Annotated in this window: 18 protein-coding genes; 10 read left to right on the top strand and 8 right to left on the bottom strand. The window is 64.6% G+C overall.

The features are described from left to right. Window positions 1-5: 5 nt before the first annotated feature. Window positions 6-1,304: an MFS transporter gene (locus tag OKW45_RS04915; RefSeq protein ID WP_184008596.1), complete on the bottom strand. Its 1,299-nt coding sequence runs from the start codon at window positions 1,302-1,304 to the stop codon at window positions 6-8. A 206-nt stretch (window positions 1,305-1,510) separates the two neighbouring features. Between OKW45_RS04915 and OKW45_RS04910 the strand changes: the two genes are divergently transcribed. The 8 genes from OKW45_RS04910 to mdcH are packed head-to-tail and all read left to right on the top strand — an operon-like array spanning window position 1,511 to window position 8,598. Then, window positions 1,511-2,281 carry a GntR family transcriptional regulator gene (locus tag OKW45_RS04910; protein ID WP_429466302.1) on the top strand — a complete coding sequence of 257 codons (771 nt, stop codon included), beginning with the start codon at window positions 1,511-1,513 and terminating at the stop codon, window positions 2,279-2,281. A 20-nt stretch (window positions 2,282-2,301) separates the two neighbouring features. Next, window positions 2,302-3,972, top strand: coding sequence for a malonate decarboxylase subunit alpha (mdcA, locus tag OKW45_RS04905; protein WP_429469253.1), 1,671 nt, complete (start codon window positions 2,302-2,304; stop codon window positions 3,970-3,972). A gap of 2 nt (window positions 3,973-3,974) precedes the next feature. Next, complete coding sequence (locus OKW45_RS04900) at window positions 3,975-4,940, top strand: triphosphoribosyl-dephospho-CoA synthase (RefSeq protein ID WP_429466300.1); 966 nt, start codon at window positions 3,975-3,977, stop codon at window positions 4,938-4,940. Window positions 4,941-4,945: 5 nt separating this feature from the next. Continuing rightward, window positions 4,946-5,269 (top strand): malonate decarboxylase subunit delta, encoded by a 324-nt coding sequence (locus OKW45_RS04895; protein WP_429466298.1) that lies wholly within the window; start codon window positions 4,946-4,948, stop codon window positions 5,267-5,269. Then, entirely contained in the window at window positions 5,266-6,150 is an 885-nt protein-coding gene (locus OKW45_RS04890) for a biotin-independent malonate decarboxylase subunit beta (protein WP_429466296.1), read from the top strand. The genes OKW45_RS04895 and OKW45_RS04890 overlap by 4 nt, the downstream gene beginning before the upstream one ends. Then, window positions 6,147-6,968: a biotin-independent malonate decarboxylase subunit gamma gene (gene mdcE / locus OKW45_RS04885; RefSeq protein WP_018420781.1), complete on the top strand. Its 822-nt coding sequence runs from the start codon at window positions 6,147-6,149 to the stop codon at window positions 6,966-6,968. Before OKW45_RS04890 ends, mdcE begins: the two co-directional genes overlap by 4 nt. Then, window positions 6,968-7,666: a malonate decarboxylase holo-ACP synthase gene (locus OKW45_RS04880; protein WP_429469250.1), complete on the top strand. Its 699-nt coding sequence runs from the start codon at window positions 6,968-6,970 to the stop codon at window positions 7,664-7,666. Before mdcE ends, OKW45_RS04880 begins: the two co-directional genes overlap by 1 nt. Further along, window positions 7,666-8,598, top strand: a complete 933-nt coding sequence (gene mdcH, locus OKW45_RS04875) for a malonate decarboxylase subunit epsilon (RefSeq protein ID WP_429466294.1) — start codon at window positions 7,666-7,668, stop codon at window positions 8,596-8,598. The genes OKW45_RS04880 and mdcH overlap by 1 nt, the downstream gene beginning before the upstream one ends. Window positions 8,599-9,338: 740 nt before the next feature. On the opposite strand, the gene OKW45_RS04870 is transcribed toward mdcH, so the two are convergent. Together OKW45_RS04870 and OKW45_RS04865 are read right to left on the bottom strand one after the other, a co-directional pair. Next, window positions 9,339-10,436 carry an extracellular catalytic domain type 1 short-chain-length polyhydroxyalkanoate depolymerase gene (locus OKW45_RS04870; protein WP_429466292.1) on the bottom strand — a complete coding sequence of 366 codons (1,098 nt, stop codon included), beginning with the start codon at window positions 10,434-10,436 and terminating at the stop codon, window positions 9,339-9,341. A gap of 45 nt (window positions 10,437-10,481) precedes the next feature. Further along, the gene (locus OKW45_RS04865; protein WP_018420777.1) at window positions 10,482-10,907 is read right to left on the bottom strand and encodes a ribbon-helix-helix domain-containing protein; all 426 of its coding nucleotides are present in this window, start codon (window positions 10,905-10,907) and stop codon (window positions 10,482-10,484) included. A 518-nt stretch (window positions 10,908-11,425) separates the two neighbouring features. Between OKW45_RS04865 and OKW45_RS04860 the strand changes: the two genes are divergently transcribed. Next, window positions 11,426-12,235 (top strand): class I SAM-dependent methyltransferase, encoded by an 810-nt coding sequence (locus tag OKW45_RS04860; RefSeq protein WP_429466290.1) that lies wholly within the window; start codon window positions 11,426-11,428, stop codon window positions 12,233-12,235. 23 nt (window positions 12,236-12,258) lie between these two features. Here OKW45_RS04860 and OKW45_RS04855 read toward each other — a convergent pair whose 3' ends face one another. Together OKW45_RS04855 and OKW45_RS04850 are read right to left on the bottom strand one after the other, a co-directional pair. Then, window positions 12,259-15,012 carry an HAD-IC family P-type ATPase gene (locus OKW45_RS04855; protein WP_429466288.1) on the bottom strand — a complete coding sequence of 918 codons (2,754 nt, stop codon included), beginning with the start codon at window positions 15,010-15,012 and terminating at the stop codon, window positions 12,259-12,261. Window positions 15,013-15,056: 44 nt separating this feature from the next. Beyond that, window positions 15,057-16,004: a polyphosphate kinase 2 family protein gene (locus tag OKW45_RS04850; RefSeq protein ID WP_184008592.1), complete on the bottom strand. Its 948-nt coding sequence runs from the start codon at window positions 16,002-16,004 to the stop codon at window positions 15,057-15,059. A 416-nt stretch (window positions 16,005-16,420) separates the two neighbouring features. On the opposite strand from OKW45_RS04850, the gene OKW45_RS04845 reads away from it, so the two are divergent. After that, window positions 16,421-16,759 (top strand): phosphatase PAP2 family protein, encoded by a 339-nt coding sequence (locus tag OKW45_RS04845; RefSeq protein WP_429469248.1) that lies wholly within the window; start codon window positions 16,421-16,423, stop codon window positions 16,757-16,759. Window positions 16,760-16,857: 98 nt separating this feature from the next. Here OKW45_RS04845 and yjfF read toward each other — a convergent pair whose 3' ends face one another. The 3 genes from yjfF to OKW45_RS04830 are packed head-to-tail and all read right to left on the bottom strand — an operon-like array spanning window position 16,858 to window position 20,629. Continuing rightward, entirely contained in the window at window positions 16,858-17,955 is a 1,098-nt protein-coding gene (yjfF, locus tag OKW45_RS04840; protein WP_429466285.1) for a galactofuranose ABC transporter, permease protein YjfF, read from the bottom strand. After that, window positions 17,952-18,995, bottom strand: coding sequence for an ABC transporter permease (locus OKW45_RS04835; RefSeq protein WP_018420771.1), 1,044 nt, complete (start codon window positions 18,993-18,995; stop codon window positions 17,952-17,954). Before OKW45_RS04835 ends, yjfF begins: the two co-directional genes overlap by 4 nt. Continuing rightward, window positions 18,992-20,629 (bottom strand): sugar ABC transporter ATP-binding protein, encoded by a 1,638-nt coding sequence (locus tag OKW45_RS04830; RefSeq protein ID WP_429466283.1) that lies wholly within the window; start codon window positions 20,627-20,629, stop codon window positions 18,992-18,994. The genes OKW45_RS04835 and OKW45_RS04830 overlap by 4 nt, the downstream gene beginning before the upstream one ends. Window positions 20,630-20,687: the final 58 nt, after the last annotated feature.

Genomic DNA, 20,687 nt, shown 5'->3' with positions numbered 1-20,687 from the left:
TGTTCTTACTGCGGCAGCGTTTCGCCCTTCGTCTCCGGCGCGAACGGAATCACGAACAGGCCTAGCACGAACACGAGCGCGGTCAACGCGATCGGCACGCCGAGCGTCTGCATATGCAGCACCGCCGCGCCGAGCAGAAAGTTGACACCGGCGCCGACGAAGCGCCCGAACGACGTGCAGAACGCAAACGCCGTCGCGCGTACACGGGTTTCGAACTGCTCGGGCAGCCACAGACTGAACAACGCGAAGTTGCCGCCGAAAAAGCCGAGCACGAACAGCCACGCGATGAACGGCGCGAGCCCGTTCGGCAGATAGAACGCCCAACCGAAGCTCGCCGCGATTGACACCGCCATCCCCGCGAAGTACACCGCGAGCGTCATCTTGCGGCCGATGCGCTCGGCCAGTGGCGGCAGCGCGAGACAACCGAGGATCGTGCCGATCGACAGCAGGCCGGTCGCGAGCGACGCGGTGCGAATCGAATCGCCCTTGGACATGCCGGCGCGCGCCGCCAGTTGGATCACCGCGGACGGCTCGTAGACAGCGCCCGCCCACAGCCCGATGATCGCGATCGTCAGCAGAATGCACGCGACCCATGTGCGACGCCGGTAAGCCGGCCCCATGATCTCGCGCAACGGCTTCACGCGCACCGTCTTTGCGTCGGCTTTCTGCCACTTCTCCGGCTCCTTCACGCGCAGCAGAATCAGAATCGCGACGACGACCGGTACCGCGCCGGTCAGGAACATCGCGCGCCAGCCGAAATGCACGCCGACCGTGTAATTGAGCGCAGCCGCGAGAAAGAAGCCGGCGTAGTAGCCGGTCTGCAGATAACCGGCGCCCATTTTGCGACGATCCTCCGGCCAGGCCTCGGCAACGTAGGTGCCCGCGAGCGCCCATTCCCCGCCGATCCCGACGCCCGCGATGAAGCGATAAATACCGAGCTGCCACACGTTGGTCGAGGTCGCGGCGAGCCCGGTGAAAATCGCGAACGTGAAGATGGTGGCGGCGAGCACCTTGGTGCGGCCGAAGCGATCGGCGAGCGGTCCCCAGATGAACGACAGTCCCCAACCGACCAGAAACAGCGCGAACAGGATCGATCCCGCGAGGCCGACATTCGACGGCGTCGCCGCGAAGCCCGAACGCGGCAACAGCTCGGTCAGCGCGGGCGTGAGCACCAGCGCGTAAATGAACGAGTCCATGCCGTCGAGCGTCCAGCCGGCCCACGCTCCCCAGAACCCTGCGATCTGCGAACGATTGAGCGGTGTGCGCTGACGCGCGACCGCTCGTCGGTCGGTTACTGTATTCATCATGCTCCTCCGGCCTACGATAGTTGAACGTAACGAAGAAAAGGACGGGCGCGCTTGGGGATGGCTCGACGACGTTGATTGATCGGCGATGTCCTCGTACCAAATCATTCAGAGGACGGCGCGAGCACCCGCCTGGAATGTGGTTCAACACTTCCGGGTTTGCCCGCGCTGAAATGCGCGTCTTTTCATATATAATATTTGATATCATGACCGACGCAACTGAAGGTTTTCCCCTGGACGCGGCTATGTCCGGTTCGTTTCTTCCGGCCGCCGCGCCGCGCGAAAGTACCTCGCACATGATTGCTGAGGCGCTGCGCGCGGCGATCGTCGACGGCACGCTCGCGCCTGGCGCCCCGCTGCGCCAGGACGCGATTGCCCGGCATTTCCTGGTCAGCGCGATTCCCGTGCGTGAGGCGCTGCGCCAGCTCGAAAGCGAGGGCTGGGCACGCGCGGCGGTCCATAAAGGCGCGACCGTCGCGCCGCTGTCCGCCAACGAAGCGCGCGAGATCTACGAGATCCGCTCGGCGCTCGAAAGTCTCGCGCTCGGCCTTGCGATTCCGAATCACACCGCCGCGACGCTGCGCGAAGCCAGGGACTTGTGCCGCGCCGCCGAGCGCGAAGAAGATCCGTCGCTATACGTCACGCGCAATGCCGCGTTCCATATGTGTCTCTATGCGCCCGCCGGCCGGCCGCAGCTCGCGGACATGATCGGCTTGCTGCACCGGCGCGGCGAACGCTATCTGCGCCTGAAGTTCGGCTTGCCGTCGTACAAGGGCGAGTCCGACAGTGAGCACGCCGCGCTGCTCGAAGCCGTCGAGCGCCGCGATATCGCGACCGCGCAGTCGCTGGTGGTCGCGCATCTGCTCGGCACCGGCGAGCTTCTGCATCGTTTCCTGACCGAGCGCGCGCGCGAAGAAGCGCTTGCGCATCAACCGAAGCCGCGCGGCCGACGTCCGCGCGTCACCACCGGGAGCTGATCGAACCGATGACCGAGCCGATGAACCACCCCGCCGAAGCCGCCGCATCGCGGTCCACTGCCCGCTCGTGGACGACCCGGCGCGACGAAAAGAACCGCCGCCTCGCGGCCATCGCGCCGTGGCTCGAAGACGGCGTGCTGCCCACGCACCGCATCGTCGATGCGCTCGAAACGCTGATCCACCCCGGCGAGCGCGTGGCGCTCGAAGGCGACAATCAGAAGCAGGCCGACTTCCTGTCGCGCTCGCTCGCCAGGGTCGATCCGCGCAAGCTGCACGACGTGCATCTGCTGATTTCGAGCATCAGTCGTCCTGAGCACTTGACGCTGTTCGAGCGCGGCATCGCGCACAAGGTCGATTTCTCGTTCGCAGGGCCGCAGAGTCTGCGCGTCGCGCAACTGCTCGAAGACGGCCAGCTCGAAATCGGCGCGATCTATACGTATGTCGAGCTGTATGCGCGCATGTTCGTGGACCTGACGCCGCACGTTGCACTGCTGTGCGCGGACAAGGCCGACCGTCACGGCAATCTGTACACCGGCCCGAATACCGAGGACACGCCGACGATCGCCGAGGCCGCCGCGTTCCGTCACGGCATCGTGATCGTGCAGGTCAACGAGATCGTCGACGAATTGCCGCGCGTCGACATTCCGGGCTCGTGGGTCGACGTGGTCGTGCAGGCGGACCGTCCGTTCGCGGTCGAGCCGCTGTTCACGCGCGATCCGCGCCATATCGGCGACTTGCAGGTGCTGACCGCGATGATGGTGATACGCGGCATCTACGAGCCGTATGGCGTCACTTCGCTGAATCACGGCATCGGCTTCGATACCGCGGCGATCGAACTGCTGCTCCCCACCTACGGCGAATCGCTCGGTCTCAAGGGCAGGATCTGCCGCAACTGGACACTCAATCCGCACCCGACGATGATCCCCGCGATCGAATCGGGCTGGGTCGACAGCATCCATTGCTTCGGCAGCGAGGTCGGCATGGAGGCGTATATCGAGGCGCGCCCCGATGTGTTCTTCACCGGCAACGACGGCAGCCTGCGCTCGAACCGCGTGCTGTGTCAGTTGGCCGGGCAATACGGCGTCGACCTGTTCATCGGCTCGACGCTGCAGATCGATGCCGACGCGAATTCGTCGACGGTCACACGCGGACGGCTCGCCGGTTTTGGCGGCGCGCCGAACATGGGCCACGATCCGCGCGGCCGGCGTCATTCGAGCGAGGCGTGGTTGAAGCTGTTGAAGGGCGACGGCGCGGTGTCGCGTGGCCAGAAGCTCGTCGTGCAACTCGCGGAAACGTACAAGAAAGGCGGCGAGCCGACCTTCGTCGATGAACTCGACGCGGTCGCGGTCGGCGCGAAAAACGGCATGCCGATCGCGCCGGTGATGATCTACGGCGACGACGTGAGCCATGTGGTCACCGAGGAAGGCATCGCGCATCTGCACAAGGCCGAAGGCATCGACGAGCGGCGCGCGGCGGTCGCGGCGGTGGCCGGTGTCACGCCGATCGGTCTGCGCGCGAAGCCCGAGAAAACCGCGGAATTGCGTCGGCGCGGCATCGTCGCGTACCCGGAAGATCTCGGCATCCGGCGCGGCGAAGCGAAGCGTTCGCTGCTCGCGGCGCGCAGCATCGACGATCTGGTCACGTGGTCGGGCGGACTGTACGCGCCGCCCGCGCGCTTCCGGAGCTGGTGACGATGGCGTCCGCTGCTGTTCTTCTTGACCGGTTGGACGCGCCGCATGCTTCGGTCCTACACGATGCGTGCGGCACCTCGCCGGTCGCGCCGTTTTCAGACGCCCAACTCGCGCGCGACGCGATCATCGCGCTGATCGACGAGGCGGAGCTCACGCCGAAGCCCGCGCTCGTCGACCGGCGAGGCAGCGGCGCGCATCGCGACCTCGATCTCGCGATCATGCGGCGCTCCGCGCACGCGCTCGAACCGACCTTCGCGGCGCTGGCGCGCACGGCGCGTCGCCGCGGCGAACCCTCGGCGCTGCTGCGCGCCGAGCTCGCGCAGATCGGCCGCGCGGGCGAACAGGACATGATGCAGGCGACGGGAGGGAGCAATGCGCATCGCGGCGCGATCTGGATCATCGGCTTGCTGGTTGCGGGCGTCGCGCTCGAAACGGCTTCGAGTTCCTCCATGCGTGCGCACAGACCTGGCGATCCCGACCATCTCGATACCTCGCGCATCTGCACGCTGGCCGCGCAGATCGCCTGCTTCCCGGATCGCTTCGCCGCTTCGTCCGATAGCCACGGCGAACGCGCGCGTCGACGCTATCAGGTCGGCGGCGCGCGGCGCGAAGCGCAGGACGGCTTTCCGCACGCGCTCGACGTCGGCCTGCCGGCATTGCACGCGGCCCGCGCGCGCGGCCTCGACGAAAACGCCGCGCGCATCGATGCGCTGCTCGCGATCATGAGCACGCTCGACGATACCTGCCTGCTGCATCGCGCGGGACTCGCCGGCTTGCATGCGGGGCAGCGCGGCGCGCGGCGCGTGCTCGACGCGGGCGGCAGTTCGACAGTCGCGGGCCGCGTCGCGCTCGACGCGCTCGAACGCGAACTGCTATCGCTGAACGCATCGCCGGGCGGCGCGGCCGATCTGCTCGCCGCCACCCTCTTTCTCGACATGCTGGCGCATCGCGACGCCAGCCGGAGCTGAGCCTCATGGAACATCTGACCTTCGACTATCCGGCGCAACGCGCCGTCACGACCCGCGCGCACGTCGGCGTGGTCGGCTCGGGTGACCTGGAAGTGCTGCTGTCGCCTGCCGCCGCCGATCCAGGCGGTTCGGCGCTCGCCGCGCACGTGGTGGTGCGCACCAGCGTCGACGGCTATAGCCACATCTGGAAGAGCGTGTTCGACCGCTTCTTCACGCGCTACGACGGCGCCGTGCATATCGAGATCAACGACTTCGGCGCGACGCCGGGCGTGGTCGCGTTGCGGCTCGCCGAAGCGGTCGAAGCGGCCGAGGAAGGAGACAGCGTATGAGCACGAGCGCCAGCGTACATAGCGCGCCGCTGCTGCGCGAAAGCTTCATCGAACTGCCCGCACGCGAGCGCGCCCGCTCGCTGCTCGACGCGGGCAGCTTCCGCGAACTGCTCGGACCGTTCGATCGCATCGAATCGCCGTGGCTGCCCTTGCAGGGCATCGTCTGCCAGGCCGACGACGGCTGCGTGATCGCGCGCGGCACGATCGACGGCGAACCGGCCGTAGTCGCCGCGATCGAATCGGCGTTCCAGGGCGGCAGCATCGGCGAAGTGTCGGGCAGCAAGATCGCCGCGGCGCTCGAGATGGCGCTACGCGACTGCGAGCGTGGCAAGCTCGTGCGCCCGGTCGTGCTGTTCGAGACCGGCGGCGTGCGGCTTCAGGAAGCGAACCTTGGGCTTGCGGTCATCGCCGAGATTCAGGCGGCGATCGTCGCGCTGCGCCGGCGCGTGCCGGTGCTCGGCGTGATCGCGGGCATGGTCGGCTGCTTTGGCGGCATGTCGCTCGCGGCCGCGCTGTGCTCGTATCTGATCGTGACGAAGCAGGGACGGCTCGGCATGAACGGACCTGAGGTAATCGAGCAGGAAGCCGGTATCGAAGAACTCGATGCGAGCGACCGCCGCCGCGTATGGCAACTGATCGGCGGCGAGCAGCGCGTCGCGAGCGCGCTCGCCGACATGCTCGTCGACGACGATGCCGAGGCCGTGCGCGCTGCCGTACGCGCCGCGTTCGCGCAAGGCGTGCCGGCCACGCATCGCAGCGAGCAGGTCGACATGTTCTTGCAGAGGCTCGCGCGGATCGATCCGGCAAGCGTCACGCCCGACACGCTGCGTGTTGTGTACAACCCGCAAGGGCGCGATGCGTCGAACAGGGAGCAGGCATGAACGACACGACACTCACGCGCGGCACGCGCTGGTTCAATGCACTTGCCGGTGAACCATCGAGCGCGGCGCCCGTCTGGAGCGGCGATGCGCCGCTCGGCGGCGACACCGCGCGCTTCATCACGGTCGTGCCCGATCCCGCGAACCGTTTTCCGCGCGCGACCACCAACGTGGTCGGGCTCGAACAAGGCTGGCAACTCGCGCGCGCGGTGCGCGAAGCGATCGAAGCGGATGCGGGTGTGGACGCCGGCACGCGGCGCCCGATCGTCGCCATTGTCGACGTGAAGAGCCAGGCGTACGGCTATCGCGAGGAAATGCTCGGCATCCACCTCGCCTGCGCGGCCGCCGTCGACGCCTATGCGAGCGCGCGCGACGCCGGCCATCCGGTGATCGCGCTGATCGTCGGTCCGGCGATGTCCGGCGCGTTCCTCGCGCACGGCTATCAGGCGAACCGCATCGTCGCGCTCGACGCGCCCGGCACGATGGTCCACGCGATGGGCAAGGAAGCGGCCGCGCGCGTCACGCGCCGCACGGTCGAAGAACTCGACGAACTCGGCGACACGATCGTGCCGATGTCGTATTCGATGGCGTCGTTCGCGAAGTTGGGGCTGCTCGATCAGTTGATCGAAGGCATCGACGCGGACGCGCCCGACGCGGCACAGATCGAGCGCGTGCGCACGGTACTGGTCGAGCAGATTCGCAGCGCGCGCGACGGGGATCGTACGCTCGCGCGTCGGCTGGAATCGGCGGCAGCGCGGCAGACTCGTGCGGCGTCGATCGAGGTGCGGCGGCGCCTTGCCGAACAATGGGATGCCGTGTGATGCGCGTGTGTGCGGCCGCGCCCTTCTCCACCGTGCACGCCACGTCGTGCGACGCGCGGTGGCGGCCGCATGATCTGCTGCACTTGCGGCGGCTGGACTCGCCCGATGACGAACCAGCGTGGGTTCGCGACGCGTTCGAACGCGCGCCGTATGCGGTCGTCCGACGCGCGTTCGCCGCTGATGGTTTCGTCGCGATCGGCGTACGCGGTGCGAAGCGAGCGCAACGCTACGGCACATGGGTGCATGCGGACGATATCGTCGGTGCCGTGCCGCCGGAATCGCTCGCGCAGACGCAAGCCGATACCGGACGTGATGCATTGCCCTCGTTCGTTGCACTGCTCTCGTTGCAACGTGATTCCGGCGGTCCGCTTGGTGGATTCGCTTGGGGACCTATTGGCAGCACCGGCTTTGAACTGGCGACGCACGTGCCGACTGTCAACGAAACGAGCGACCTCGATCTGTTGATCCGCGTGCCGCAACCGCTGGCGCTGAATGTCGCGAGTGCTTTGCTGGAGCAACTGCAAACGCTCGCGGCGCATATCGGTATCCGCATCGATGCGCAACTCGAAACGCCCGCGGGTGGCGTGGCGCTCGCGGAATGGGCCGCGGGCAAGGCGCGCGTGCTTGCCCGCGATGCGAGCGGCCCCCGCTTGATCGCCGATCCGTGGGCGGCGGTTGCTCACAATGGCATTGCCTGATGCTCGCGCTTCTGTTCCCCGGCCAAGGTGCGCAGAGCGAAGGCTTTCTGCATCGACTGCCGCAGCATCGCGCGGTACAGGACACGCTCGCTGAAGCCTGCGACACACTTGGCATCGACGTGCTGACGCTCGACTCGTCCGACGCTTTCGATTCGACGGTCGCGGTGCAACTGGGCTTGACCGTCGCGGGCGTCGCGATCATGCGCGCGCTCGCCGATGAAGGATTGGTGGCGGAGATCAGCGCGGGACTGTCGATCGGCGCGTATGCGGCGGCGGTCAGTTGTGGCGCGGTGGCGTTCCGCGACGCGCTGAAGATGGTGCAGCGACGCGCCGAGCTGATGGAAACCGCTTATCCGGCGGGCTATGGTCTCGCGGCCGTCTCCGGCTTGAGCGAGCAGCAGGCGGAAACGCTCGTTGCACAGCAGGCCGCGGAGCAACGGCAACGCGTGTATATCGGCAACGTCAATGCACCGCGCCAGATCGTGATGGCCGGCGCGGACGATGCGCTCGACGGGTTCATCGAACGCGCGCTCGCGGCCGGCGCGCGCAAGGCCACGCGGCTCGCGGTCAGCGTGCCGTCCCATTGCGAATTGCTTGCGTGTGCGAGCGACGACCTGCTGGCGTACTCGCGCACGTTGCATTTTGAAAGACCACGCGGCGTTTATATCGGCAATCGCGGTGGACGCCCGTTATATACGGCCGATGCGATTCGCGAGGATCTTGCGACCAATATGCGTTACACCGTGCGCTGGTTCGATGCGCTGACCGTGATGCAGGAAATGGGCGCGCAGGTGCTGGTCGAGGCGCCGCCGGGGCAGGTGTTGACAGATATCGTGAGGGAGAATTTTTCTGCGGTCAGTGCGTTGGCTGCGAGTACATTGCCGTTCGACAGGTTGGTGGGGACGGTACGCAGGCGGTTGGAGCGTGGCTGACGGGGTGTGCTTTGCGGTGTGCGAATGCGGCTGGGCCAGGGGCGTCTGGGAGCTTCGGCCAGACGCCGCTCTCGCAAGCCGGCGTCGGCGAATGGTCGCTCTCACCGATGTGGAATGAGTCTTCCCGACCCACAAGGGACGACCGCGACTACCGGAAGCAGTCATTGGGGTGACGCTTCAAAATCATCGCTTCATCTTGGCATACTGCCTCATACACACCGAAATCACTGCGCATACCACTATGACGTTTCGAAGGGCTTTCATACTTTTTTCGCTCGTCGGGTCTTTGAAATATCCCGCGCGATAAAGCACTATCCAAACAATCAGAAGAACCGGCGAGGCAATAGCAGCAAATTCCACGTCATGTTTTTATCCCGTAGTCTGCGGACTAAAGCGAAGGTGGATTGTTAGCGATATTCGAAGCCGTGTCCACAGACCGGAGTTGGCCGATGACTACCCCATGCAATGGGCACACATCGCTCGAACTTCGCAAGGCCGCGATCGGCGACACGCGACCCGTAGTTGACGATGGACGAATACGCGTGGATGTCTCCAATTGAATGGCAACCCGCCGTACGTTGATTGCGGCGCAAATCCGGCTTCGCCGACCTGCCGCCGAGGATTCGCCCCGGAAGTGATTCATCAGGCAGCCTTTTATGCAGTTGAGCAAGCGGACTTGCTCTACATGCACAGCGGACGCCGCTCCGTCGCAATCATAGTAACCACAAGAGAGGCGTGCACTATTGTCGTTGCGGATGATCAAGAAAGAAGCGCAGCATTTCGGCACTCGCATCCGGACCAGTAGCGTCCGTATAACTGCCTCGTGCATTGCCGCCTGCCCAAGCGTGCCCTGCGCCATGAATGGTCCACAACTCGGCGTCGATACCGTCGCCGGAAACCAGCCGCGAGACGGTACAGGCGCGTCGGCCCGCGTCGACCCGACGCCGTTCGCTGCCGGCGTCCGGCCCTGCGTCGAACCTCTGCACGAGCCGCGTGGCATTCGCTACGTGCACGGTGGCATCCGCGTCACCATGAAAGACGATCATGGGCCGTGTCGGTGACAAGTCTGTATCGCCTTGCACGCGCCGTGCATTTCGGGGGTGCTTGCCGCCTTTCATCGCCGCGAGCGCGGAGGGTAAATTGTGCGCGCACCGTGCCGGAAGACCGGAATGCACGCCGACCGCGGCATACAGTTCGGGATACTCGGCGATCATGATCGCCGCCATCGCGCCCCCCGCGGACATCCCCGCGACGTACACGCGCGCAGGATCGACGTTGTGGGCCGAGATGATTTCGCGCGTGATGCCGGCGATCAGCGACGGCTCGCCGCGCTCGCGATGCTGATCGTCAGGTTTGAACCAGTTCCAGCACTTCGACGGATTCGCCTGCTGCGGTTGCACCGGATAAGCTACGAGACATCGATGCCGCTCGCCAAGCGCGTTCATCTGCGTGCCTGCTGCGAAATCGTCGGCGTCCTGCGTGCAGCCGTGCAGCATCACAATCAGTGGCAGCGGCTCGCCGGCGCCCCCCGCCGGCACATACAGCCGATATTGACGGCGACCGGCGGCATTCGCATACGCAAGCGTGATGAAATGTCCTCGTTCCTCCACGTCAAGGCAGTCTTCTCGCGCCTTGTGCGCGGTAGCTTCCTTTGTCTTTGCAAACGGGAAAACAACGGGCTCTGGCGTCTTGTCCCGCGACGCAGTTTCGTTCACTGCACCGACGCTTTCCCCTCGCAGTGCGCGTTGTATCGCTTCTGTCGCTTCGGCAACGCCGCGGGTACGCAGCAAAGTCATCGCTTCGTGCATTGAGTTCAGAAAGCCTTCGTTGAGTTTCATCACATTTGTCCGATTACCGGTGTTGAGGGGGTGGGCCTCGCGCGGCTAGTGGATTCTGCCGGCAAGCGCCGTCTTGACTGCGGGCGAAGCGTGAAAGGCTCCCAGCACCACGACGCTTTCGATAGTCGCGAGCGCGAGTTCCGGGGAGACATCGGCGGCAATGCTGGCCAATCCCAGGACCTGAATGTTGAGACGCTCGCGCGCGGCTCGAATCGCCTCGAGATCCTGCCTGGAGAAATGCTGCAGCCCGAGCACGAGCGAACGACGCGCAACCGTTTCCTGGACGACCCGCGCATGTAGCGCGAGTTGGTTGCGAATCGCCGTTCGGATCAGGTCGGTCCGGTTCGCATAGAAGCCTTCTTCAACCAGGAGATCGATCTGCCCGAGGTCGACGGGTCCGAGGTTGATCGTGATTTTTTCCGAGTCGCCGCCTTTCGAGCGGGGGGTGTCCAATACCGCGGGTTTCTTCATCACACCATCCTTGCACCATCCATGTGGATGGTTATAGGATGGTTTTAGATGCACCGCAACATAAAAATTTGGGGTCGAGACGCCTTCTGGGCTCGCCGCATCGCTGGTCGCGTGCGGGCTAGATAGAGCGCTATCGCCGGTCGGGTGGCACGATGTTCGCTCGAACACAGCGGATGAGCGTCAAGGCGCAAAACCATCAGAATAAGGCGCGAAATGGAGAGGTTCCCCGACCAGTTTTGACAAATTCAACTGCTATCCTTCAAAACTTGAACCCGTTCACTATCGCGACTTTATCCAGGTAGTTCCTGCCGCAGGTCTCGCCAAACGCAGTCCATCAGCGCTCAAAATCGGAGTAGTCAACATCCCGCGAACTTCTCAACCCCGATGTCACTCGGGCGGCGAAAGCCGGTACTGCGGAAACGGATTGCGCAGAGCTCAACATGGACCAAGGATTACCAGCATACTGGCCCGGTAGAGCCTGAAATTCGTCGTATCGTTCGCACCGCCATGAGGGAGATATGCATAAACCCATCGACACTGAAACGATCCCGAGCAATGAATTGCAGCAGGTCAAGGCGACTTATGCCAAGCTTTGCGAGGACTACATTGCACATCGTAGCGATGGTGAATACCGGGACTACGTGCAATCGGTCATTGCCAACAACGCGAGTCTCGATCGCCACGTGCGCGCGTTCGAAATTTACGCACCGTATATCAAGCGTGGCATGAAAGTGCTCGACTGGGGATGCCGGCACGCGCCAGATTCGTGCATGCTTCGCACGCTCTACCATGACATCGATATATATGGCTGCGACATCTGCAAGGATGGGCAATTCGCGGAATTCTATGAGTACGCCGGGTTATCTTTCGCATCGCTCGATCATGAATTTCTGCTGCCCTACGAAGACAGTCAATTCGATGTGGTGATCGGAAGCGGTGTACTCGAGCACGTGGCCCGCGAGCAAAAGAGCCTCGATGAGCTATGGCGCGTGCTGAAAAACGACGGTTTGCTGATAATCACATTTTTACCTAACCGCTTATCGGTGACCGAAAACGCGTGCAGAGTCATGAAGAAGTACACGGGCCATAATCGGCTGTACAGTCTCAGCGACGCGAAGCGCGTGTTTCTCCGGTCGGGATTCGTACTGGAAGAATGCGGCTATCACCAGGTCTTTCCCACCTTCGCAAAAGGCATAAAGGGCGGCGGAGCGCTCAACGCCCTGGCCAATATCGGCATGAAGCTGAACCGGCCTCTCGAGCGGATACCGATCGTGAATGCAGTCTCGGCTAACCTGTTTTTCATCCTTCGCCGCGTGCATGAGATGTAGCAGGCGGCCGCCATGGCGGCGGCCTACCTCGCGGCATCATTGCGCAAGGCCGCGCCCTCCTGTTGCGACGTCACAAATCCTCTCAATGCAGGGGTGAGCCGGAAAACAAGCTTCTCGATCTCCACCACGAGGAAAAACAGGACGCCACCACCGACGAGCCACCCCCACGCCGACAAGGGCAGAGCCTCGGTGTGGAAAATGGCATGGAACGGGAACGTATAGGTGAACAGAAGCTGCAAGACCACGACGCCGGCTATTCCGTACCAGAGATAGCGATTGCCTATATGGGCGCGCACGGACAGCGACGAATCGAGCAGATACCGGATGTTGAGCAGATAGAAAACCTGGCCCAGCGTAATGGCGTTGACCGCGGCCGTGCGCGCCATCTGATCCGACGCCCCTTGCGACTTCATCCAGAAGAACGTCGATAGCGTATAGAGCACGAGCGCCGCGCCGACGAACAGGATGCGCCAGATGCCGAAGCTCGTGACGATCGGCCGGTCGATTGCGCGTGGCGAGCGGCGCATCACGTCTGCCTCGTGCGGCTCGAACGAAATGGTCAGGCCGAGCGCGACGGAAGTAACCATGTTGACCCACAGGATCTGCGGCGCCGTGATCGGCAGCGTGAAGGCGAACAGGATCGCCACCGCGATCACCGCGCCTTGCGCGACATTGGTCGGCAGCATGAACAGCATCGCTTTCTCGATGTTGTTGTAGACCGTGCGCCCTTCCTTCACCGCCGCGGAGATCGACGCGAAATTGTCGTCGGCGAGGATCATACCCGCCGCCTCCTTCGTCACCTCGGTGCCCTTGATCCCCATCGCGACACCGATGTCGGCTTTCTTGAGCGCCGGCGCATCGTTGACGCCGTCGCCCGTCATCGCGACGATCTGCCGATTCGCCTGGATCGCCTTGACGAGCCGCAGCTTGTGCTCGGGACTCGCGCGCGCGAACACGTCGACGCCGCGCACGCATTCCTGCAGCGCCGCATCGTTCATCGCCTCGATCTCGGTGCCGGACACGGCGGTCTTGCCGTCGCCGATGCCCAGCATTCTTGCGATTGCCGCCGCCGTGATCTTGTGGTCGCCCGTGATCATCGTCACGCGAATGCCGCCGCCGTGGCATTCGCGCACGGCGTCGATCGCCTCTTTGCGCGGCGGGTCCATCAGGCCCACGAGGCCGAGCAGTACGAGGGTACGCGGCAGGTCCTGCGGCCCGAGGCCGCCCGTACGCAGGCCCGGCTCCGACAGCCACGCGAGCCCGAGCACGCGCTCGCCTTGCGCGGCGAGCCGGTCGCCCTCCCTCGCGAAGTGCTCGCGATCGAGCGGCGCCGGACCTTGCGCCGTCTGCTGCCGGTCGCAGTGGTCGAGAATCACCTCTGGCGCGCCCTTGACCAGCAGCATCTCGCCGCCCGTCGAACGGTTCAGCGTCGCCATGAACTTGTGCTCGGACTCGAAGGGGATCGCGTCGATCCTCGGCGCGGCGGCCGTCTCTGCGGCGCGGTCCATGCCCAGCTTGGAAGCGAACGGATAGAGCGCGCCCTCGGTCGGATCGCCCTCCACTTTCCATTTTCCGTCTTCCTCGAAGAGCTCGGCGTCGTTGCACAATAGCGACACGCGGCCCATCAGCTTGAGCACGTCCGGCGCGGCGCCGAGCGGCTTGCCATCGGCGCTGACCTCTCCTTCGCTGGCGTAGCCGTCGCCCGTAACGGCATAGGCCGCTTCGGCCGTTACGGCGGAGGTCACCATCATCTCCATCAGGGTCAGCGTGCCCGTTTTATCCGAGCAGATGCGCGAGACGGCGCCCAGTGTTTCGACCGCCGGCAGGCGGCGAATAATGGCGTTGCGCTGGGCCATGCGCTGCACGCCGATGGCGAGCGTGATGGTGATGAGCGCCGGCAGGCCTTCCGGGATGACCGATACCGCAATCCCCACGATGGCCTGGAACAGCTGAACGAAAGTCATGTGTCCGAGCCAGTGCCCCCAGGAGAAGAGCAGCACGCTGACAACGGCGATCACTGCCGTGATGACGTAGCCGAACTTCTTGATCTGGCGCAGCAGCGGCGTCTCGAGCACGCTGACCTCGGCGAGCATCTGGTTGATCCGGCCGAGTTCCGTCTGGCTCCCGGTCGTCACCACGACGCCGGTTGCCCGACCCGACAAGACCATCGTGCCGCAGAACGCCATGTTCTCGCGGTCGCCGACCGTGGCTTTGGCGGGTACCGGCGCGGTGCCCTTCTCGGCCGGGAGGGATTCGCCCGTGAGTGCCGCTTCTTCCGTGCGCAGGTTCCTGGCGTCGACGAGACGCATGTCCGCCGGGATTTTGTCGCCCGATTCCAGTAGCACGATGTCGCCAGGAACGAGTTCCTCGGAGGGGATCAAGCGAACCGCTCCGCCACGCATAACGCGCGCTTCCGCGGACAGCATGTTGCGAATCGAGTCGAGCGCCTTCTCGGCGCGTCCTTCCTGCAGGAAGCCGAGCAGCGAGTTGAGGATGACGACGGCCAGAATGACCGAGCCATCGAGCCACAGGCCCATCATGAACTTGACGAAACCGGCCGCGAGCAGCACGTAGATCAGAACGTTGTGGAGCTGCATCAGGAAGCGTACGACCGGCCCCCTCTTCTTCCCCTGCGGGAGGCGGTTCGGCCCATAGGTGGCCAGCCGCCCGGTCGCTTCCGATGCATCGAGGCCCTGCGCGGGATCGACGCTGAACTGCCGTTCGATGTCACCGGCCGGCATCGCATGCCACGGCGTCGCACTCTCAACTGAGCTCATCCTCGTGTCTCCCGGTTCCAGTGATTTCGGGTCAGGGGCCGCTCTCAATGATCTGGATCGTCCCCGGGTTGATCGGGTCTCGTCGCGTCCACCGCTTCAGCGTCGAGTTCCTCCCTCGCGGCGGCGAGATCCTTCATGTGCTCTCGCGTGGCTTTCGGATATTCGAGGTCGAGCTTCTCGACGGCCTCGACGATCGCGGCCGCGACGATGAGGCGCGTGAAAGGCTTGTTGTCAGCGGGCACGACGAACCACGGAGCCGCTTCGGAGGCCGTCGCGCGGATCGCCACTTCATAGGCGTGCATGTAGTCGTTCCAGTAGCGACGCTCGCGAACGTCGGCTGCGGAAAACTTCCAGTGCTTGTCGGGATTGTCGAGGCGATCCATGAATCGCCTCTTCTGCTCCCCGTACGACAGGTTCAGATAGAACTTGAGAATGACCACGCCCTGGCGCGTCAGATAGTCCTCGAAGCGCGCGATGTCGGCGAGCCGCTCGTCCCATATGTTGTTGCCGACCCGTAGTGGCGGGATCTTCTGCGCATGGAGTAAGTGCTGATGCACGCGCACCACCAACACCTCTTCATAATACGAGCGGTTGAAAATGCCGATGTGCCCACGCTCGGGCACTTTCCTGGAATAGCGCCAAAGGAAGTCGTGGGAGAGTTCCTCATCCGACGGCTGCTTGAACGAGATGACATCGCACCCCTGCGGATTGACGCGCGACATCACATGCTTGATCGTCCCATCCTTTCCCGCGGCGTCCATGGCCTGGAACACCAGCAGCACGGACCAGGAATCCTGCGCGTAGAGGATCTCCTGCTCCATCGCGAGCCATTTCGACCCGCGCTGGAGTAGTTGCTGCGCCTCTTCCTTATGCATTCTGAGTCCCAGCGTCTCGCCGGGATCGAAATCCTTCAGGAAGAAATCTTTGCCGCTCGTGACGCGGAACGGATCGGTGTATCCCCGCAGCGCGTTGAGTATTTCCGTGCGAACCATCGCTCTTTCTCCACGGCACCTGCATTCAGTTGCACGATTCGCGGATTGCATCGCAACCGCAGTCGTACAGTTCACAACTCTTTCTGATAATAGGTCACGCAGACGGAAACGTGCTCATCGGCAACGACGCTGCGCACCCGCGTAGCGACGGGAAACACACGTCTCAACGCTGCAACGTTCCAGACAGCCGAGCCAGTCGATCACAGCCTGTCGGCCCGGTAGACCCAGTCACGACAAGGCCGTCAGACGATAGGCATTACCTGTGCTTATCCTTCATCAGACAGCGCCAACAAAAATTGCCGAGCACAAGGTCGAGCCACGAACACGAACACGAGGAACAGCGGAGAAGTGGCGTTACCTGAACCGATACCTGAGCGGCTGGGCCGCGTGGCCCTCGTCACCGCGCTCGACTCGTTCTGGGTCGCCGGCAAGGGCTACGCCGTGCCGGGCGACGGCGTCGCCAATCTCTCGCGCAAGGCATGGTGTCGATGCCTTCATTTCACACGACGCTCGCTATTGTCTTTATCTATGCGCTGCGTCGCATGCCACGGCTTTTGCTGTTTGCGATTCCTCTCAACGTGACGATGATCCTGTCGACGCCGACGCAAGGCGGTCACTATCTCGCCGATGTGTTTGCGAGTCTGCTGCTCAGTGCGCCGACGATCGCAGCGCTCAAGCGCTGCATGCACCTGCTGGCGACGCGCAAATCCGCGAATGCGCCGAGCTCGCGGTCTATGCCGGTGCGAACGGCATGAACTGGACGCTCGGAAGCGGCCGCGCGGACTAACGTGAACGCGGCGCGGCGTGCGCTGCGCCGCGCCGCCGTGGTTCGAAGCGACTGGAAGACCGCGCGCTAGCCCGGCGCCCGCCCCAACACCTGCGAATCCGAGGACGCCGTCGTCGACGTCTCGTCACGCCCGTGCCCATGCCCCGTCGTCGTGACCGCATTGGTGCCGCCGGGCCGACGCACCGACTTCGCGTGCCGCTCGATCAATCGCTGCAGCAAACAGAACGCGCACAGCAGCGCGCCGATCACGATCCGCGTCCACCACGAACTGAGCGTGCCGTCGAACGTAATCAGCGTCTGGATCGTGCCCAGAATTCCGACGCCGAACAGCGAGCCGACCACATAACCGACGCCGCCAGTCAGCAGCGTGCCGCCGATCACCGTGGCCGCAATCGCATCGAGTTCCATGCCCTGCCCTTGCAGCCCATAGCCCGACAGCACGTAGAACGTGAACACCGCGCCGCCGAGCGCCGAACAGAAGCCGCTCAACGCATACACGCCGACCCGCGTGCGCGCGACCGGCAGGCCCATCAGCAGCGCCGAGCGCGAATTGCCGCCGACCGCATACACGTTGCGTCCGAAGCGCGTGAAATGGGCGACATAGATCGCGGCCGCGAGCGTCACGGCCGCGATCAGCACGTTCGCCGATACCGAACCGACGCCGACGCTGAGACGAAACGCGGAGATCGCCTTGAACGTCGGATCGGTGATCGTGATCGACTGCGTCGTGATCAGAAAGCACAGGCCACGCGCGAAGAACATCCCCGCCAGCGTCACGATGAACGCCTGCAGGCGGAAGTAGTGAATCAGCGCGCCCTGCACCGCGCCGAACACCGTGCCCATCAAGAGCACGATCGGAATGATGAGCCACACCGACACATGCATGTGCTCGGACAGCACGGCTTCGACGATCGTCGTCAGCGCGACGATCGAGCCCACCGACAGATCGATGCCGCCCGACACGATCACGAACGTCATGCCGATCGCGACGATCAGCAGGAACGCGTTGTCGACGAGCAGATCGAGCAACACCTGCCACGCGAAGAAACCGGTGTACATCACCGAACCAAAGCCGAACAGCGCGCAGAACAGCAGGACCGTCACAGCGATCGGCAGCGTGCGCGGATCGACCACGCGGGCGAGTGCTTCGAGAACGCGCGTCATCGTGCCACCCCGCGCGATTTGACGAGCGACGCGCCGAACGACACCGCGAGCGCGCGTGCCACCGGCGACTGGATCACGCTGACCGCGAGCACGACGGCCGCCTTCACGACGAGCGTCGCTTCCGGCGGCACGCCGATCGAATACGTGGTGTACGTGAGCGTCTGGATGATCAGCGCGCCGAGCACCGTGCCCGCGAAACTGAAGCGGCCGCCGAGCAGCGACGTGCCGCCGAGCGTCACGGCGAGAATCGCGTCGAGTTCGAGCAGCAAGCCCGCGTTGTTGCCGTCCGCGCTACGCACGTTCGAGCTGATTAGGATGCCGGCCAGCGCCGCGGTCAAGCCCGAGAAGCCGTACACCGCGAATACGATCGCCTTCGAGCGCAAGCCGACGAGCCGTGTCGCAACCGGGTTCACGCCGATCGCGCGAATGAACAGACCGAGCGCCGTGCCCTCCACCAGGGCGGCGGTCGCCAGCACGGCTACGGTCGCGATCCATACCGAGCACGGCACGCCGAGCCAGTAGCCGCCACCGACGAACAGATAGCCGGGCGCGCCGATCGGGATGATCTGCCCGGCGGTCAGCAGTTGCGCGATGCCGCGGCCCGCGACCATCAGGATCAGCGTCGCGATGATCGGCTGCATGCCGACGAACGCGACGAGCAGCCCGTTCCACATGCCGCTCAAGATGCCGACGACGAGCGCGGCCAGCAGCGCCTGCGCGATCAGCGCACCGCTCGGCACGGCCTGGGTCGCGAGTATGGTCGCGGCCGCGCCGCCCGCTATCGCGACCACCGCGCCGACCGAAATGTCGATGCCGCGTGTCGCGATCACGAGCGTCATGCCGATCGCGACCAGCACGAGCGGCGCCGCGCGATTCAGGATGTCGATCGGCGCGCCGAACAGGTGGCCGTCGAGCGTGCGCAGCGCGAGAAAATGCGGATTGACCAGCAGGTTCAGTCCGAACAGCAACACGAGTGTCACGCATGGCCATAGCAGCGGACGCTCCACCCCGTCGCGCGCGAACCAGTTCGATAGCTTCATTCGCCGCTCCCTGCGATGAGTCGGTAGATGTTGTCCTCGTTCGATGCCTTACCGGCCACCTCGGCGATCTTGCGGCGATCGCGCAGCACCGCGACGCGATGGCTCACGCGCAGCACCTCGCTGATCTCCGACGAGATGAACAGGATGGAGAGGCCGTTCGCGCACAGCGCGAGCAGCCGGTCCATGATGTCGAACTTCGCGGCGACGTCGATGCCGCGGGTCGGCTCGTCGAGGATCAGCAGTTTGGGATCGGTTGCCAGCCAGCGCGCGAGCAGCGCCTTCTGCTGGTTGCCGCCGGACAGCAGCGCGATCGGCTGCTCGGCGTCGGACGCCTTGATGCCGAGCCGCTCGATCCACATATCGGCGAGCTCGCGCGCGCGTTGCCGGCTGATCTTGCGCCACCAGCCGCGCCGCGCCTGCAACGCGAGCATGATGTTCTCGCGGATCGACAGTTCGGCGACGATGCCTTCCTTCTTGCGGTCTTCCGCGCAATAGCCGATACCGTGGCGCACCGCGTCGTGCGGCGTGCGCAGCCGCACGGCGCGCCCTTCGACGAGGATCGTGCCGCTGTCCGCGCGATCCGCGCCGAACAGAAGCCGCGCGGTTTCGGTGCGGCCCGAGCCGAGCAGACCCGCGAGGCCGAGAATCTTGCCGGCCTGCATCTCGAGATCGATCGGCTGCAAGGTGCCGCGGCGGCCGACGCCGCGCAGCTCGATGAACGGCTGCGTGGCCGTTGCTTCCGTGTGGTCTTGCGGGACCTCCTGCAGATCGTCGGCGGCCTGTCCTTCGTGCGCCGCTTCGCGCAGACGCGCGCTCATGCGCTCGTGGCCGACCATCTTCGCGACCAGCTGATCCGCGGACAGATCGCGCGCGAGATATTCGCCTTCGCGCTCGCCGTTGCGCATCACCGTGATGCGATCGGAGATCGCATAAGTCTGCTCGATGAAATGCGTGACGAACAGGATCGCAATGCCCGATTGCTTAAGATGTCCAAGTATCTTGAATAGCTGCGCGACTTCGCTGTCGTCGAGGCTCGAAGTCGGTTCGTCGAGAATCAGCACGCGCGCATCGACGGACAACGCTCGCGCGATCGCGACCATCTGCTGCACGGCAATCGGATAGGCGTCGAGCGAGCGCGTGACGTCGAGCGACACGTCGAGGCGCGCGAGCGCTTTCTGCGCGCGCCGCTTGATGTCGGGCCAGTCGATCGCGCCGAAGCGGCGCGGCTGCCGGCCCGCGAAGATGTTCTCCGCCACCGACAGATTCGGGCACAGGTTCACTTCCTGGTACAGCGTGCGCACGCCGGCCGCCTCGGCTTCCTGCGGCGACGCGAACGCGACCACCTCGCCGCCGAGGCGGATCGTGCCGGCATCGGGTGCGAGCACGCCGGTGAGCACGTTGATCAACGTGGATTTGCCGGCGCCGTTCTGGCCCATCAGCGTATGGACCTCGCCGGGAAACAGGCGGAAGTCGACGTGTTGCAACGCCTTGACGCCCGGAAATGTCTTGCTGACGCCGGAGGTCGCCAGAATCGGTTCGCGCGCGCTCATGTCATTCTGTTGGCCTGGCGCGCCCGGCGGCGTGCCGCGCTGCGGCTGGTCCGGCTGATTCGGTTCGGTAGCGGAATGGGTCATGGACCTCGCTCGATCGGCTATGCATGGTTCGGCAGGCCCCAGTGACATGCTCCGGCGG

It is taken from the genome of Paraburkholderia lebeckiae (genome assembly GCF_050436225.1).
GTDB lineage: Bacteria > Pseudomonadota > Gammaproteobacteria > Burkholderiales > Burkholderiaceae > Paraburkholderia > Paraburkholderia tuberum.
The sequence above is the reverse complement of the archived record's forward strand: the minus strand, read 5'-3'. Positions and strand labels throughout refer to the sequence as shown.